We start from the raw sequence: 15,889 nt of genomic DNA on the forward strand, positions 1-15,889 counted from the left end.
CCGCGACGACGATGTCGTGACAGAACACCTGTTCCGGATTGAGGCAAAAGACGCGAAATCGGCGGTCGACCCGGAAGGCTGACCGCCACACCCTTTTTTTCGGCCGCGCAGAGGACCGGCGGACTGCCGGCTCTCACACCCCCGGCGGGATCTGACCATAGGCCGGACGGTTCGCCTTTGCGTGGCACGAATATCAAAAATACGTACCTAAATTAATACATTTTTTATTAAAGTGATGATCCAGTATGAACGATCTCAATTTATATATTACTAAATACTATCTTCCGATCGTCCAATTTGACTATCGGCGCCCTCTCCGATCGCCGGGGAGGGGCGCCAGTGCTGCCGGGCGAGATGAAACGATGAAGAAGGAGCTTGATAGAAAATGCAACGAAGATTGCTGATTGTTTGTATCGCTGCACTGCTGTGCATGACCACGCTCGCCGCGCCCGTAGCGGCGGCAACGACCACCGAGACGTTCCAGGCGGACGCCGATGCGTATATTCGATGGGGCTCTCTCCCAGGAAATACGAGTTATGGTGATTCCACGAGTCTTTTTGTTCGGCAATCCGGCGATCCCTGGGGTACCTCGGGTGGAACACTCTACAGGAGCCTTATTCACTTCGACCTCTCTTCGATTCCCGAGGGAGCGACGATCGAATCGGCGACACTCTATGGTTATATGACCGCTAGGAAGGGTGATAGGGAGGTCGCCGCGTACCGCGTGACCGAAGCATGGAACGAGTCCAATGTCACCTGGTGCAATGGACCCTCCAACGATACGCAGCCGACCGACGTAATTGACCCTGGTTCAGCAGCGAATGTCTGGATTGCGTGGAACGTCACACAGGATTTACAGGCATATGCGGAAGATACCCCAAATTATGGATGGAAACTTGCTTCTCCCGACGAATCAGTTACCTCCACGGAACAGAGGGTTCAACTGGCAAGTCGTGACTCTTCCGACGCCACACTACGCCCCTACCTGAACGTAACCTACTCCACCGGCGGCGCCGCGCCTGTCCTGACGACCATCGAGGTCTCCCCCGCGACGGCGAGCCTGGCAGTCGGTAATAAGCAGCAGTTCACAGCCACCGCGAAAGACCAGAACGGCGACGCGATGACCAACGTCGCCTTCACCTGGTCGAGCGGCAACGAGACCGTCGGCACGGTGAACCAGACCGGGTACTTCACCGCCCTTGCGGCAGGGACGACAACCGTCGCCGCCGCTGCGGGGAGCGTGACCGGGACCGCAGAGGTGACGGTGACCCCAGCCACCCAGGTCGACCTCACCATTGCCGGCGTCGTGAACCCGACACCCGGCAGCGCGGTCTTTGCGAGGGAACCAAACCAGGTTCAGATCAGGAGCGTCAAGAACACCGGGACTGATGTCGCGACCGATATCGTGATCGCCCTGTACGCAAGCGACGTCGCCAACGGCACCGTCGCGGTCAATACCACGACCATCGAATCGATCGCGGGCGGCGCCCAGATCGCCATAATCAACATCATCGACCCGACAATCCGCAACCTCCAGGGCGGCACGGTGAGATACACCGCCATCGTCGACCCCGACAACCTCATCGCCGAGACCGATGAGACCAACAACGTAAAGGTCGGTTTCGCCGATAAGAAGATCCTCTACAACGGCTACAAGGGCAAGATGTACTGGGAGGGCGGCAGCAACGTCACGACGGTGCGGACCTACGACCTTCGCGGCGACATCATCCACTCCTTCGGCAACAGCCAGTACATGTCCGGCAGTTTCGGCAGCGAGGGCTGGACAAACTACACCGTGACCTGGACGGCGGGCGACCTCCCGCTCCCGGCGGGCGCGACGGTTCACGACGCCTGGCTCTACGTGCCCTACTGCTGGGACAACACCTACTCGGCGCCCGAAAACACCTCGATCGACTTCAACGGTGTCCGGGTCCCCTACGTGAACTGGTACAGCGATGTCTCGAACTTCGGGGCGTATGCCGACCATTACTACGGCCTGCTCACCTACAACGTGACCGACCTCTACCAGACGGACGTCAACAACACAGTTCTCTTCGCACGGACGGACACCAACGCCAAGATCTCGCCGGCCGGGTTTACCCTCGCCGTGATCTACGAGGACTCTTCCGCCACCAGGAAGCAGATCTTCGTCAACGAAGAGTTCGATCTCCTCGGCGCCGACCAGGGTAACTATGGCACGAGCATGGCCGAGGCGACGGCGTATGTGCCGTTCTCCGGCGCGACCATCGATACGGGGAGCGTCGTCCGTGCGAACCTGACGACGTTCGTCCCGTGGGGCAACGACGCCGAAGGCAACCTCTTCTTCAACGGAGAGCAGATCGGAACAGGAGTATGGAACTACGGCCCGCGGGCAGTCGGCGCCTCCGACAACCCGCAGGTGGCCGTCGACGAGCGCGAGGTGACGGCGTACCTGAACGCGACCGGGAACGAAGCGGCGATTCAGGGAGACAATACCTGGAAATCACCGTGTATGGTTGCGGCACAGACCTTCCTCGTGGTGGAGTATGGAGGCGGATCCGGCGGTGACACCCCGGTTGCAAACTTCGCAGCGAACGTGACCATCGGCGTAGCGCCGCTCTCCGTCACCTTCACCGATGCCTCGACCAACACCCCCACCGCATGGTCATGGGAGTCGCGGCCGTCCGGAACAGGTGACAACTGGACTGCATTCTCTACCGACCGAAGCGCGACATACACCTTTGAAGCAGGAGCCTACGACATCCGGCTCACCGTGAGCAACGCCAACGGTGCTGATACCCTAACAAAGACCCAGTACATCTCGTCATCCGCAGGGGCAAAACGCCTCGCCACGGTTCAGAATGGCACGGTTTCCGGCGATCTTTACGTGGGAGCATACGAAGGATTCAGCTCCGGGATCTCGTATACAACGAATACAGTTACCCAAACATTCACCCTCCCGGCATACACCGATGTCCAGTGGGCACGGCTGTATACGGTTGTCATGGCTTCAGGTCAGGATAACCGGACAGGAACCGCGACCGTCAGGTTTGACGGCAACGGCGACGGCACATACGATACGCTCGGCACCGAGGCCCTCGCCACCGCCGGGGACAACACAGCCAATGTCTACCCGGTCAACGATCATGTGAACCGCCAGTATTCGGATTACCTGCTCTGGTACGACGTGACCGATCTCGTCGGTTCGCAGAGCCCGAAAGCAGAGGTCGTCTCAACCCCGGTGGCATCGAACTTCGATGGCCGCATCAAAGAGGTCGTCCTCGTGGTTGCTTACAATGATGGCGACAGCGATGTGGTACACTACTGGGTGAATGACGGACACGATTACCAGGCATCCGGCGCGAGCGGGGTTACCTCAACCTTTGCCACCAGCGGGCTCACCGCCGGCTGGACGGATGCAACCCTCCAAAACGTCATGCTCTCTTCCAAAGATGCCCTGTATACATTCAATGGGGCTGGCTATACGGGTGCAAATTCAACGAATTACTTTGGAACGAACAACTGGGATGTCAAGAACGACCTGACCGCCGGCAGCGACAGCAGTTTCACGTACGTACCGAACGGTGGATCGTACAAGACCACGCTTGCAACACTTGCCGTAAAATACACGACCTCCGGCGGGGACGCCCCCGATCTCGCGGTCAGCACCCTCGCTTCTAACAACGGTGAAGTCTTCTCCGCAGCCGAAAACACCTACACCGCGAAGATCACGAACATCGGCACCGCCGATGCCGGCGCGTTCGCGGTCGAATTCAACGCCAGTAGCGCAACCGGCACGGTCGCGGTCGACGGCCTCGCCGTGGGCGCAAACACCACCGTCACCTGGACCGACGAGACCATCCGCAACGCCGGCGATGCCGTGACGATCACCGCCGTCGCCGATCCCGACGGTCTCATCGGCGAATCGAACGAAGAGAACAACCTGCTCAGCATCGAGAAGACCGTCGTCCACAACGGCTACCGCGGCAAGCGCTGGACCGACGGCGAAGACATCGCCACCGCGAAAACCTACGACGTTCGCGGCGACCTCCTCTGGTCGGCCGGTGACGGCGCCTACCTCTCCGCCGGCACCAACTGGGCCGACTACACCGTCAACTGGACCGCCAGCGATCTCACAGTCCCCGAAGGCGCCACGATCGCCGGCGCCCGGCTCTACGTCCCCTACACCTACGACAAGGGCCCGGTCTTCCCGGAGAACGTCGCCCTGACCTTTAACGGCGCAGCGGTCGAGCAGGCCGCTTTCTACGAAGACGAGAAGAGATGGGGCACCTCGTATCCCTACGGCATGACCGTCTACAACGTCACCGACGCCTTCAGCCCTGAGGGCAACGCCGCCGTCCTCGCAAACACCTTCCCCGGCGGCGGGAACGTCTCGGTCCGCGGGATGCTCCTCGCGGTCGTCTATGACGACGGCGTCACCGCCCCGCATACGGTGCTGATGAACGAGGGCTTCGACCTCCTCTACGGCGGCACGGCCCAGGGCACCACCCCCAAAGAGGCGACGGCGTATGCACCCTTCACCCTTGACCCCGCGAACGCCACAGGCGCCCGCCTGGTCACCGTCGCCCCCGGCGCCGGGCCGAACGAGGGTGAACTGATCTTTAATGACGAGACCTGGACGAACGCCTGGAACTACACGGGAACGAGCCAGATCGGCGTCGACGAGCGCAATGTGACCTCGCTCCTCGCCGGCGAGAACGTCGCGGCGTTCCAGAGCAGCGCCGACTACATGGAGGCTGCCGCAGCCTTCCTGATCGTCGAGTATGCCCCCGAACCCGGCAGCATCGCGGTCACCTCGACGCCGACCGGCGCCACGGTCTGGCTCGACGGTGAGGAGACCGGGGAAGTCACCGACTGCACCCTCACGAACGTCCCGGCCGGCGAGCACGTCGTCACCGTGAAACTCGACGGCTACGCCGACGCCTCGACGCCGGTCACGGTCGTCAGCGGCGAGACCGCGGAGGTCATCCTTGAACTGACCACCCTGACCGGGAGCCTCACCGTGACCTCGACGCCCGCCGGCGCCGCGATCCTGATCGACGGCGCTGATACCGGCGAAGTCACCAACGCAACCCTCGACGGGATCGCCGTCGGCACCCACACCGTCACCCTGAAGAAGGACGGCTACGCCGACACCACAGCTGATGTCACCGTCGCGTATAGCGAGACCGCAGCCCTCCACCGGGACCTCGTCGAGGCCCGCGGCAGCATCACCGTCGCCTCGACGCCCACGGGTGCGGCGATCTGGCTCGACGGCATCGACACCGGCATGACGACCAACGCCATCCTGGAGAACGTCGCGGCCGGCGAGCACACCGTCACCGTGAAGAAGGCTGGTTACGCCGACGCCTCAATGATCGTGACGGTCGTCGATGACGGAACCGCCGTGGCCCACTTCACCCTGACCGAGCCAGCCGGGATCATCGCCGTCACCTCGTCGCCCGACGGCGCCCGGATCGTCCTCGACGGCGCGGAGACCGGGGAAACCACCAACGCCACGCTGACGAACGTCCCGGTCGGCACCCACACCGTCCGGGTGAGCCTTGATGGCTACCTGGACGCAGAGGAGATCGTGACCGTCGCCTCGGGAGAGATCGCTGCCGTTCACGTCGACCTTGACACGTCGGCGATCACCCTCCAGCCCGGCTGGAACTTCGTCTCGACCCCGAAGCGGCTCGCCGCCGGCCAGGACACCATCGCGATCTTCGATGGCGTGGAGACCGACGGGCGCCCGGTGCTGTATTACAACGGGACTGACCAGTGGGAGGCGATGAGCCGGGAGGAGGCGTTCCGACCGCTCGACGGGATCTGGATCTTTGCGAACGGCACCTACGAGATCCCGCTGGCCTTCGCCGCCGCTTCGAACTCTCCGCCGCCCACAAAATACCTCGATGCGGGCTGGAACGCGATCGGGTTCACCGACACGGTCCCCGCACCCGCGGCCATCGCGCTCCGGACGGCCGAGCCGGCCTGGGCGACCCTCTTCGGCTGGAAGACGAACGAACAGGCCTACGACGTCTCGTTCATCCGCGGCGATACCGGCCGGCACAGCGAGATGCGGGAGCTCTCCCCCTTCCGGGGCTACTGGCTCTACATGAACGACGCGGATACCCTCGCCGCCATCGGGGCGTGACGATGAAATTCCAGCATGGAATGACCCTGATCCTCCTCCTGGCCCTCGCGACCGGGGTCTCGGCGACGGAGACTTCCCCCCCCACGTTCCCTCACGATTTCTGGGGCAGTGTGACGACCGACGGTGCCCCGGCACCCGCCGGGACCACTATCACTGCCACGATCGGGGAGACGACATACGGTTCGATCGTGACGACGAAAGCCGGGGAGTACGGCAGTTCCAGTCGGCATGAGGGAGGTCGCCTGGTGGTCAGTGCGACCGACGGCCATGCTGGGGAGACGATCACCTTCCTGGTCAACGGGCGGGCGGCGCGGGAGACGGCACCCTTCACACCGGACAGCACTACCTGCCTGGACCTCTCCGTTGCCGGGGGGAGCACGCCCACGCCCGGCAACGGCGGTAACGGCGGCGGCGGTGGAGGGTCGCAGGGGTCAACATCGACCCCCGCCCCGACCCAGTCCGCACCGGTGACGTCCGTCGGGCAGGCATCCCTCCCCCTCTCGGAGACCGGCGAAGTCAGCGCACCGGTGACGGTCAGGACCGGCGACGGTGCCGGCTCGCTGACTGTCGGCGAGGGGACGCGTGCCCGCGACAAAGACGGAAACCCGCTCGGCGAAGTGACCATAGCGCGCGCCGACGCCGCCGGGCTGCCACCGGCCCCCCGGGGGACGACAATCGGGTTTGCCCTCACCTGCGGACCGGCGGGCGCCGCCTTCGACCCGCCGGTCACCCTCACCTACACCCTCTCCACGGAGGAGTGGGCGAAGATCGGCGGCGCCGCACCGAAGGTGATGTGGTACGACCCGGCGTCGAAGGCGTGGCAGGAGGTGCCCGCAACCGTGGACCCGGCAACCCGGACCGTGACAGCGCGGGTCTCGCACTTCAGCATCTTCGCCCTGACGTGGGCCGACGCACCCCCGGCGAAGGCGACCGCCGCACCGGCCGCCGCGACTCCCGGCGGTGAAACCCCGTCCGGACCCGGTTCGCAGCAGCCCAAAGACGGCGAAATTCCGTGGGTGCTCATCGCGGCCGGGGGCCTGGTGGTCGCCGGGGGCCTGGCGGCGGGATGGTACTTCCTCAGGAAGCGGTAACCCCGCACCCTCTTCTTCTTCGCCCCGGGAACGATCCCGGGGAATCTTTCAGGAACGTGGACCGAGGAGCCCCCCGGCTTAAGCCGAGGGAGGAATCGGCCCTCACCATGTTCCCACACACTTTCACGGCCCAACGAACGGTGGATGCTGCTCGCCACGATGGAGTGGTACAATGCAGCCTGCAACGCCGCCTCGCCGGTTGCCTTTTTCTGAGCGGCAGTTTTCCAGCATCGGTTTGCAGAAGCGGCTGTATCGCCAGATCAACAAGGCGCTCGCCCCCACCAACGGTGTCCGGGCCGGGTCCTGCGGCCCTTATTCGGTATCCCCTGACGGTGTGTCGAGTTCGGCAAGAATTGCCTGCACTCGTGGTTCGAGGGCCGTGACCTCGTTCTGGAGAATATTCCAGACGATCCTCCAGTCGACCTCAAAATAAGCATGAATCAACTTGTCCCGTGAACCGGCAATCAGCCGCCAGGGAATCTCCGGGTATTGTTCTTTTAGGGGTTCGGAGATGTTCTTCGTCGCTTCCCCGATGATCTCGATGGAGCGGACGATTGCACGTTGCCGCACCGGATCCGCAAGCAGCCTCTCATACGTCAGTTCCCTGCCGACTTCACGGAGAAATGCAATCTCGTCCGCGATGTGCCGAAGAAAGAGATCGTCACGCCTCACACCAGACGACCTCCTTCTCGATATACGATCGGAGATGTCGGCTGAGCCCCTGCTCGGTGACGAGGTCCACCCGACGGCAAAAGAGGTCCTCAAGGTAGAACGCGAGTTCCATGAAGTTCCGGAACGTCGTCTGTCCGGGTGCAAACTCGACCAGCACATCCACATCGCTCTCGGGCCGGTCTTCGCCGCGGGCGGTCGATCCGAAGAGGCCGATCTTCGCCACGCCGAACCGCTCCCGGAGCAGCGGGAGTGCTTCTTCCAGCCTGTCAACGAAGATGCTCTTCTTCTCCCGGCGGACCTGAGCTTCCATACGGGTTCTGCTCCCTCCTGATCGTACCTGGGAGCGAGGAGATGATGAAGATTGCCCTGCGGGGGCAGGAGATGAGTATCGGGACTTCTTTCTTGATTTGATCGTCTGACGCACGCTGTTCTTGCATTGTCAGCGGAGAGCTCGTTCCAGTGGGTAACATATAGTTCTTCACCCGGCAGTACAGATGGGGCTCAACAAATCCGTATAATGAAGTACTGAGACCGATTCCGGGAAAGCCTCCGAACGGCCCGGAGGCTTTCCCCGGCACCCCCCGGGCATGGTAACCCCGCACCCCCTCAGAACAGAACCATCACCAGCGCAACCGTGACCACCTTCGCGGCCATGCTTGCCGCGTACGTGACCAGCGCAATTTTGACGCCGAGCCGGCCGAAGAGCGAGAGATAGAGCGGCACCGAGTACTTGATGTAGATCATGGTGATGACCACCATGCTCCCGAGGACGAGCGTGACGAGCGCCGTCTCGAGCGTGAGGATGCCGCCGGAGAGGAGGGACGCAACGATCGCGTAGCCTGCCGAGAAGTGGACGAACTGGGCCACAAGCGCCGCGGCGCTCTCCCCCGGGAGGCCGATGGCCCTGAGGAGCGGGTCGAACGCGGCGGCGACGCCGTCCATGACGCCCGTGGCGGAGAGGAGTGAGAAGACAATCAGCGCAGCCAGGGTGACGGGGACGACCCGCCGAAGCGTCGGGACCGCCTTCCTGCACCCGGAGATAGCGACCTCGCGGTTGAGCGCAAGAGCGGTCGCCGGTGCGGGAGGGACCGGGGCCGGCGCGCGCGCAGGGACCGCGAGGAACCGGCGGCTGTAGAGGAGGGCAAAGAGTGCCTGGATGCCGCTTGAGAAGAGGTTCAACCCGGTATAGATTCCCCCGACGACCGGGCCGAGGAGAACCAGGGCCGCAGGGAGCTGGACGCGGAAGAGTGACTCCCCGAGGACCACCGGGAAGGAGCCCATGATGAGGACCGGGATCACCTCCCGCTCCGTCACCGTCCCGTCATGGTAGTATTCGGCGAGCATCGACTTCCCCGCCGTGGCGTTGACCCCCATAGCGACGATCGAGAGGACGCAAGCGTCGGAGAGGCCGGAGACCCGGCAGAACGGCCCGGTGAACGAAGAAAGACGGGAGAAGATCCCGGTCTCGGCAAGGATGTTTGCAAGAACGATCCCGACCGTGACAAGCAGGACGGCATTCACCGCGGTGGAGATTATCGACACATCCCTCCCTCTCTCACCGTCATCTTTCGTGCTCCCCGACGTACCTGCATCGGTATTACGATCTATTTTTATTTATATAATAAATAGTACCGATAAGTTAGACCGAACACACCGGCTTCACCCTGGAAGGTTCCAACGCGGCAGTCGTTTAGATCAGGCTTAAGCGTCGTTGCTTCGCACCTTCACGCGAAGTGCGAGATCCCACCGCGATTCAGGCACTGTAAAACGGATCCCGAGAGTATACAATCGACCTCCAGCGACAATGGAGTAACACTCGATAGTGTGAAGCATCCCCCAAGGCCCCACATGTTACAACTTGAACCTCGGAGCGGTATCGAAGAGCTTCTGGTACAGCGAGCTGAAGAGTGCGATGTACTCCCCGGCCCTCTCGGTGGAGACGTACCGGGTCTTATCCCCCTCGGCCACTCCGACGAGATACCCTTTTTCCACAAGAAACCCGATATACTCCTGGCCGGTCTTTGAGTTCAGGTCGCACCGGTTGATGATGCCGGTAAACGACTGCGGCGTTCTGCAGAAGACCAGGATCTCCCAGTAGATCTCAAACGCCGTCCTGCGCCCGCTCATCGCCGATCCAGCTCCAGCGTTTCTTTCAGGAGAGCCTCGGATTCCCCGATCTCGTCAAGCCTTTCGTCCCAGACCCTTGCGAACCGGGAGAAGTAGTAGGAGGAGGCAAGGCTGACGAGGGCAACCCCAAGCGTGAGGAGCATGAAAGGGATGACCAGGTAGTTGTTGAGGGTGAAGACGATACCGTATGTTGAGACGGACAGGTGTTCCAGGCTGCCGAGGACCCCGAGGACAAATGAACTGACGCCGCCGAGCGTGCAGACCAGGATCATGGTGCGGATGGTTGCGCGGTTGTCGCGGTAATGAGAGAGCATACTTACGATGAGACGGGTGAGAGCCTCGTCCGAGATCTTACTTCCCTTCTCATCCAGGTCATCCTTGATCGTCTCGATCCCTTCAAAGATTCTGACGCTGGTGAGAAGCCAGGTGAAGCCCGTAAGGGCGGCAACAAATGCGATGAACAGAATTACCGGCGAATAGATCACGTATGCCACGGTCGAGAAGGTCTCGTAGATGGAGACCGCCTGCCCGATGAGCACGCTGATGCCGAACGCCATCACAAGTGCGGCAAAGACAATGTTCGCGATTGCAATAACATAGAAGTGCCGGATCTCGCTTCTGAACCGGATGAGTGCTGATTCGTGCATGGGGGTATTCACCGGTCTATCTATCTATTCGCGTTCTGTAAATAAAGGGCATGAAACTAAGATATGTATCGGTGTTCCGCAGGCGTGTCCAGCGCAGACAGCCGATACCGACCGACCCCTCGCTCGCAATGGTATAAAGAGACGGGATTCCAGTTAGAGCAGAGCGGGAGGAGGACCTCGGCGCTGCTCCCCCGAAACGCCACGAGACCGACACGGTCACGGTACCGGTACGAGTCCAGCAGCATCGAGAGGACCGCGCCCTTGGCCGACTCCATCCGCTTTGTGGCTCCCATCGAACCGCTGGCGTCGACCACGAAGACGCACGCGACGGAGACCTTCCCCACACGGACCCGCTCGCGGATATCCTCTTCCTGGACGGCGACTGCCATCCCGTTGTGGTCGCGCACCAACTGGTGCGGGGCGGTTGCCCTGATGACCGCCACACGCCCGGCGGGGTCCTCGATCCCCTCCACGGTCACCTGCAGCCCGACCGGTCCAGCAGTTGCGGCCGCAGTTTCCCCCCTCAGGGTTCATGGTGCCGACCAGGATGAACCGGGCAGGACGGGAGAAGGATATGCTTTCGCGTTCCACCACGTTGACGCCTATAGCGGCAGCATCGAGGAGCACGTAGATCCCAGACTTCAGAAGTTCTTTTCAGGAAAAGGTTAGGAACCCAGGTTCTTTAAGCCTCAGGCGAGATTTGAACTCGCGACTTCGTCCTTACCAAGGACGCGCTCTACCAGCTGAGCCACTGAGGCTTGACGCACCAATTATGTTGGAGGTTCACCCTATAAAAGGTTACGGCTGATCCCCGGGGATGAACGGGGTAAGACCGGTCCTATCCACCCCGTGCCGCGGCACCGATCGCCTCAAGAGCGGCTATGCTTGCGGTCACCCCGTCGAGGGTCTCGACCTCGACGATGGGGATGACGTTGCTCCTCGCGACAGCATCCATAACAGCCACGAAATCGATCGTCCCGGCGCCGACCGGTGAATGCGTGTCCTCGGTGCCGCTGTTGTCGTGCAGGTGGAAGTGCGCCGCCGGGTGGGTGAGGAAACAGTCCAGGCACCCGTTCAGGTTCGCGTGGCCGACGTCGAGCGCAAACCCGATCCCGTCGATGAGCGGCAGGTCCTCGCAGGAGCGCAGGAAGAAGTACTCCCAGTTCCCCATGTTCTCGACGAAGAACGTGACCGAGAGGTCGTCGGCCGCCGCCGTAAGCTCGCCGAGCGACTGCCGGAACCTCCCTGCAGCCCGCTCCCGCTCCTGGCTCCACGCATAGTAGCCCGGGTGGATGACCACGTCCGCCCCCACCTCGGCGGCGATAGCGAACGTCTGCGTCAGGACCTCGACGCTCGCCCGCCGGATGGGCTCAAGGATGCTTGCGATGTTGACTCCCCGGGACGGCGCGTGGATGAAGTAGAGATACGAGTAACTCTCAAGCGGTTCTGCGCTCTCCAGGTAGTGCAGCCCCTCATCCATCACCTCCACGCAATCGGTTATGGGAACGAGTCTCTCGAGTGCCGCAGGGAGCGGCTCACGGTGAAGGCAGTAGGTGGAGACGCCAAACATACAGGATCTTCCGGCCGGGACGTTAAATAGATTCGGAATATACGCCTTCGGGCGCGGTTGGGGACCAGGGGCCGTGACCGGTGCCATCCGCCCACCCGCCGTGCCGGAGAAGGCCTTCCCCGGCGATCCGGCACGCAAGATCCGTCAGGGCCGGGCGGGAATGCCCATGACCTGCACCGGCGGCGCGGAGAACCAATCCGCATGGTTTATGATAAATCCCTCCAATATGATTGATATGACCGATGGCTTCATCCCGGAGGTTGTCATCTCAAACCAGCTCGAGAGATCAAAGGCCGAGCTCTACTCCTTCATCGAGTCCAATGCCGAAGCCATCGACGAGAACTTCCCCTCCTTCTTCGGAAAAGTCGTCACGATCCTCGACCGTGCAGGCGTCCCCATCCCCGACCAGCCGCATGACGAGTTCATCGATGCAATCGTCTACCGGGTCTTCGACGCGAGCTCGCGGGCAGAGGACGCGAGGTTTGTCAGCCGTGTCTGCGATATCGCCTGCGGTATGAAGCGGAAGAAAGAACGGAAGGCCGGTGTCTATCTTGCAGCCGCCGTCAAGTTGATGAAGATCGGTATGCCGCTTCGCGCGGCGACCTACCTCCAGCCGTACCGGAAGCACGACGCTGTTGTGGGGTGCTGGCACGCCTACTGCTACTACATCCTCTATAAGGAAGGGTCGGCCGAGCCCGGCTACTCGGCCGCGGAACGGTGGAACTACCTGAAGGCCGCACGCCAGTATCTGGAGGAACTCGGGCAGCTCCGGCCGGGACTCCAGCGGCTGGTCAGGGGGGAACTCGAGCAGGACCCGTGGCTTGCCGAGCCGTTCTGGGTGATGATCTTCCTTGCGACCGAATGGGTGCCGGATAACCGCTGGTTCCTGGAGATCGGGCTTTCACGGGCAAAAGGGGATAACAATAACGTGGCGCTGGTGAAGATGCTGCAGATCGGCCTCATACGGTTTCCCGCCGATATGCTCTTCTACCGGGAGGCCTACCACCTCAAGTTCGACCAGGGCGACCTCGCCGATGCCCTGGGCCTCATCCGCGATATGCTGCAACGGTTCCCCGACGACCCCGAGCCGGTCTACTACGGTCTCCGGACCGCCCTCTACCTCCCCCGGGAGGGAGAGTTCAACGAGTTCCGGACGCTTGCGGAAGAGAGGAAGATGCCGGGGCACGTCCTCTGCCTCATCGATTACGCATACGCCTTTCTCCGGGGACGGCGGGGGCAGGCGGGCCTCTGCCTTGACGAGTTCCGCAGGAGATACCCCTCGATGAACTACTACTCCGACCTGCTCCTCTTCGTCACCGCCGCCGGTGATGCCCCTGCCTGCCCGGACGGCGTCAACCAGGCGGTCTTCACCTCGGTCGACCATTTCTGCAAGAGGATGCTCAAGATCGGCGATACGTGAGAGCAGATCGCCCGCCGTTGCCCCGGGGTGAACCCTGATGAGCCCTCACCGCCAACCTGCCTGCTGATACCACCATGGCATACCGTTACCTCTTCGGCCCGGTCCCCTCCCGGCGCCTGGGCAGATCGCTCGGGATCGACCTGGTGCCGCAGAAGACCTGCACATTCAACTGCGTCTACTGCGAGTGCGGGCAAACGACCAACCTCACCTGCGAGCGGCGCGAGTACGTCCCGACGGACCGGGTCATCGCGGAGGTCGACGACTACCTCGCGACGGCGCCGGACCTCGACTACGTCACGTTCGCCGGTTCCGGGGAACCGACGCTCCACTCCGGGATCGGCGAGGTTATAGCCTTCATCAAGGACCGCTACCCCCGCTACCGCGTCGCGGTCCTGACGGGAAGCGCGCTCCTCGCGGACCCGGCTGTCCGGGCCGCCCTGATGCTGGCGGACCTTGTCGTGCCGTCGCTCGATGCGATCTCCGAAGAGGTCTTCCTGAAGCTCAACCGCCCCTCTCCGGGCATCACCGCCGGGCGGGTCCTCGCGGGGCTCACTGCCTTCTCCCGGGAGTTTCCCGGCGAAGTCTGGCTTGAGGTTTTCATCGTCCCGGGCCAGAACGACACGGAAGAGGAACTCCTCCTCCTGAGAGACGCCGTCGCTGCCATCGGTCCCGACCGCGTCCAGGTGAACACCCTCGATCGGCCCGGCACCGATATCCGGGTGAGACCGGCATCGCCCCGGACCCTTGAGCGGGTCGCAGCGGTCCTCGGCGGGAACGCGGAGGTGATCGGGGCGGCGCCGGATGAACCGGCGATGGTGCCGGAGGCGAGAGAAGTCGCCGATACCCTGCTCGCCACGCTCCGGCGCCGCCCCTGCACCGTCACCGACCTCGCCCGGATCTCCGGCCTCCGGCCGGCCGAGGTGACGAAGTATCTCCGGATCCTGGAGGAGAGGGGGGCAGTCGAGCCGGTGCGAGAGGAGAGAGGGGTATTCTACCGGGCGACCTGAACCCGGCCCGTACCCGCCACCGGCACGAATATGCCGTACCGGCGAGAGATACCTATGAGGATCCATGGCGGTTGGTAAGGATATACTCACGACGCTTCATGCTCTCGTCGACCGGGATATAACGCTCATGCACATCTGCGGAACCCACGAGGCGGCGATCGCCCGCGCCGGGCTCCGGAGCGTCCTTCCTGAGGGCCTCAAGATCGTGATGGGGCCGGGGTGCCCGGTCTGCATCACGCCGCAGGGCGAGATCGATGCCGCGCTCGACCTGGTGGGGCGGGGCTGCACGGTCGCCACCTATGGCGACCTGTTGCGCGTCCCGGGGTCGAAGGGGTCACTCGAGTCGAGCGGCGGGGACGTCCGGGTGGTGCAGGGCGTCCACAAGGCGGTGGAGATCGCGAGACGGGAGCCTGACCGGGACGTTGTCTTCATATCGGTCGGGTTCGAGACAACCGCGCCGACGGTCGCCGCCACGATCCTCTCCCGTCCGCCGGAGAACTTCTCGATCCTCTCGTGCCACCGGCTCGTCCCGCCGGCGATGGCGTGGCTTCTCGCCCAGGGGGAGGCGGCGCTTGACGGGTTCATCCTCCCGGGGCACGTCTGTGCGGTGATGGGCTACGTGGAGTACGAGCAGTTTGGAGTCCCCCAGGTCGTCGCGGGGTTCGAGCCGGAGGATATCCTCCTCGGCCTCCTCATGGCGGTGCAGCAGGTCCGCGAGGGTGCGCACCGGGTGGAGAACGCCTACCCGCGCGTGGTCACCCGGGAGGGGAACGTCAAGGCGAAACGTCTCATGTACGAGGTCTTCGAGCCGTTCGACGTCGAGTGGCGCGGATTCCCGGTGATACCGGCATCAGGCCTCCGCCTGAAGCCGGAGTTCGAGGGCTATGACGCGCAGAAGAAGTACGATGTCGCTATCCGGCACGTGGATAAGCACTCGGCCTGCATCTGCGATAAGGTGCTGCGCGGCGTCGCCCGGCCGTCCGACTGCCGGCTCTTCGGGAAGGCCTGCACCCCGCGCACCCCCGTCGGCCCCTGCATGGTCAGCCACGAGGGGGCGTGCAAGATATGGCATCTCTACGAGTCGAGGAGAGCGCCAGGCCCCTCTCTCCGCTGACCTTTTATACCATACCCAACAATATAATATGGCAGTCTCGGTAGGGTAGTGGATATCCTGAAAGCCTCCGGAGCTTTCGACCCGGGTTCGAATCCCGGCCGGGGCGCT

12 protein-coding genes and 2 tRNA genes are annotated in these 15,889 nt (G+C 62.9%); 6 read left to right on the top strand and 8 right to left on the bottom strand.

Features of this window, described 5'->3' with window-relative positions; genetic code table 11:
• The first annotated feature begins 430 nt into the window (after positions 1-430).
• The gene (locus BP846_RS11920) at positions 431-6,133 is read left to right on the top strand and encodes a DUF3344 domain-containing protein (protein WP_292395686.1); all 5,703 of its coding nucleotides are present in this window, start codon (positions 431-433) and stop codon (positions 6,131-6,133) included.
• A 2-nt stretch (positions 6,134-6,135) separates the two neighbouring features.
• Positions 6,136-7,224 (top strand): hypothetical protein, encoded by a 1,089-nt coding sequence (locus tag BP846_RS11925; RefSeq protein ID WP_292395688.1) that lies wholly within the window; start codon positions 6,136-6,138, stop codon positions 7,222-7,224.
• A 312-nt stretch (positions 7,225-7,536) separates the two neighbouring features.
• On the opposite strand, the gene BP846_RS11930 is transcribed toward BP846_RS11925, so the two are convergent.
• The 8 genes from BP846_RS11930 to BP846_RS11965 all read right to left on the bottom strand — a co-directional run bounded on the left by BP846_RS11930 (position 7,537) and on the right by BP846_RS11965 (position 12,240).
• Positions 7,537-7,896 (bottom strand): DUF86 domain-containing protein, encoded by a 360-nt coding sequence (locus BP846_RS11930; RefSeq protein WP_292385022.1) that lies wholly within the window; start codon positions 7,894-7,896, stop codon positions 7,537-7,539.
• Entirely contained in the window at positions 7,886-8,206 is a 321-nt protein-coding gene (locus BP846_RS11935; protein ID WP_292385023.1) for a nucleotidyltransferase family protein, read from the bottom strand. The genes BP846_RS11930 and BP846_RS11935 overlap by 11 nt, the downstream gene beginning before the upstream one ends.
• Before the next feature lie 296 nt (positions 8,207-8,502).
• A complete protein-coding gene (locus BP846_RS11940) occupies positions 8,503-9,438 on the bottom strand; it encodes a nucleoside recognition domain-containing protein (protein WP_292395690.1) in 936 nt (311 codons plus the stop codon).
• 309 nt (positions 9,439-9,747) lie between these two features.
• Positions 9,748-10,023, bottom strand: a complete 276-nt coding sequence (locus BP846_RS11945) for a winged helix-turn-helix domain-containing protein (protein ID WP_292395692.1) — start codon at positions 10,021-10,023, stop codon at positions 9,748-9,750.
• Positions 10,020-10,670 (bottom strand): hypothetical protein, encoded by a 651-nt coding sequence (locus BP846_RS11950; RefSeq protein ID WP_292395694.1) that lies wholly within the window; start codon positions 10,668-10,670, stop codon positions 10,020-10,022. The genes BP846_RS11945 and BP846_RS11950 overlap by 4 nt, the downstream gene beginning before the upstream one ends.
• Before the next feature lie 56 nt (positions 10,671-10,726).
• Positions 10,727-11,143, bottom strand: a complete 417-nt coding sequence (locus tag BP846_RS11955) for a vWA domain-containing protein (RefSeq protein ID WP_292395696.1) — start codon at positions 11,141-11,143, stop codon at positions 10,727-10,729.
• Positions 11,144-11,355: 212 nt separating this feature from the next.
• Positions 11,356-11,428, bottom strand: a tRNA-Thr gene (locus BP846_RS11960).
• 80 nt (positions 11,429-11,508) lie between these two features.
• Positions 11,509-12,240 carry a sugar phosphate isomerase/epimerase family protein gene (locus BP846_RS11965; RefSeq protein WP_292395698.1) on the bottom strand — a complete coding sequence of 244 codons (732 nt, stop codon included), beginning with the start codon at positions 12,238-12,240 and terminating at the stop codon, positions 11,509-11,511.
• Between the two features lie 235 nt (positions 12,241-12,475).
• On the opposite strand from BP846_RS11965, the gene BP846_RS11970 reads away from it, so the two are divergent.
• The 4 genes from BP846_RS11970 (at position 12,476) to BP846_RS11985 (ending at position 15,887) form a co-directional block, all read left to right on the top strand.
• A complete protein-coding gene (locus BP846_RS11970; protein ID WP_292395700.1) occupies positions 12,476-13,660 on the top strand; it encodes a hypothetical protein in 1,185 nt (394 codons plus the stop codon).
• 74 nt (positions 13,661-13,734) lie between these two features.
• Positions 13,735-14,667, top strand: coding sequence for a radical SAM protein (locus BP846_RS11975; RefSeq protein WP_292395702.1), 933 nt, complete (start codon positions 13,735-13,737; stop codon positions 14,665-14,667).
• Between the two features lie 64 nt (positions 14,668-14,731).
• Positions 14,732-15,781 carry a hydrogenase formation protein HypD gene (gene hypD / locus BP846_RS11980; RefSeq protein WP_292395704.1) on the top strand — a complete coding sequence of 350 codons (1,050 nt, stop codon included), beginning with the start codon at positions 14,732-14,734 and terminating at the stop codon, positions 15,779-15,781.
• 34 nt (positions 15,782-15,815) lie between these two features.
• Positions 15,816-15,887, top strand: a tRNA-Arg gene (locus tag BP846_RS11985).
• The last annotated feature ends 2 nt before the right edge of the window (positions 15,888-15,889 follow it).

The organism is Methanoculleus sp. UBA303 (assembly GCA_002501655.1).
Lineage (GTDB): Archaea > Halobacteriota > Methanomicrobia > Methanomicrobiales > Methanoculleaceae > Methanoculleus.

What these genes read in the sequence shown, in the direction of transcription:
- BP846_RS11920 (WP_292395686.1), top strand. Translation starts at nt 431, where the DNA reads ATGACCACGCTCGCCGCGCCCGTAGCGGCGGCAACGACCACCGAGACG.
- BP846_RS11925 (WP_292395688.1), top strand. Translation starts at nt 6,136, where the DNA reads ATGAAATTCCAGCATGGAATGACCCTGATCCTCCTCCTGGCCCTCGCG.
- BP846_RS11935 (WP_292385023.1), bottom strand. Translation starts at nt 8,206, where the DNA reads ATGGAAGCTCAGGTCCGCCGGGAGAAGAAGAGCATCTTCGTTGACAGG.
- BP846_RS11945 (WP_292395692.1), bottom strand. Translation starts at nt 10,023, where the DNA reads ATGAGCGGGCGCAGGACGGCGTTTGAGATCTACTGGGAGATCCTGGTC.
- BP846_RS11950 (WP_292395694.1), bottom strand. Translation starts at nt 10,670, where the DNA reads ATGCACGAATCAGCACTCATCCGGTTCAGAAGCGAGATCCGGCACTTC.
- BP846_RS11965 (WP_292395698.1), bottom strand. Translation starts at nt 12,240, where the DNA reads ATGTTTGGCGTCTCCACCTACTGCCTTCACCGTGAGCCGCTCCCTGCG.
- BP846_RS11970 (WP_292395700.1), top strand. Translation starts at nt 12,476, where the DNA reads ATGACCGATGGCTTCATCCCGGAGGTTGTCATCTCAAACCAGCTCGAG.
- BP846_RS11975 (WP_292395702.1), top strand. Translation starts at nt 13,735, where the DNA reads ATGGCATACCGTTACCTCTTCGGCCCGGTCCCCTCCCGGCGCCTGGGC.
- hypD (WP_292395704.1), top strand. Translation starts at nt 14,732, where the DNA reads ATGGCGGTTGGTAAGGATATACTCACGACGCTTCATGCTCTCGTCGAC.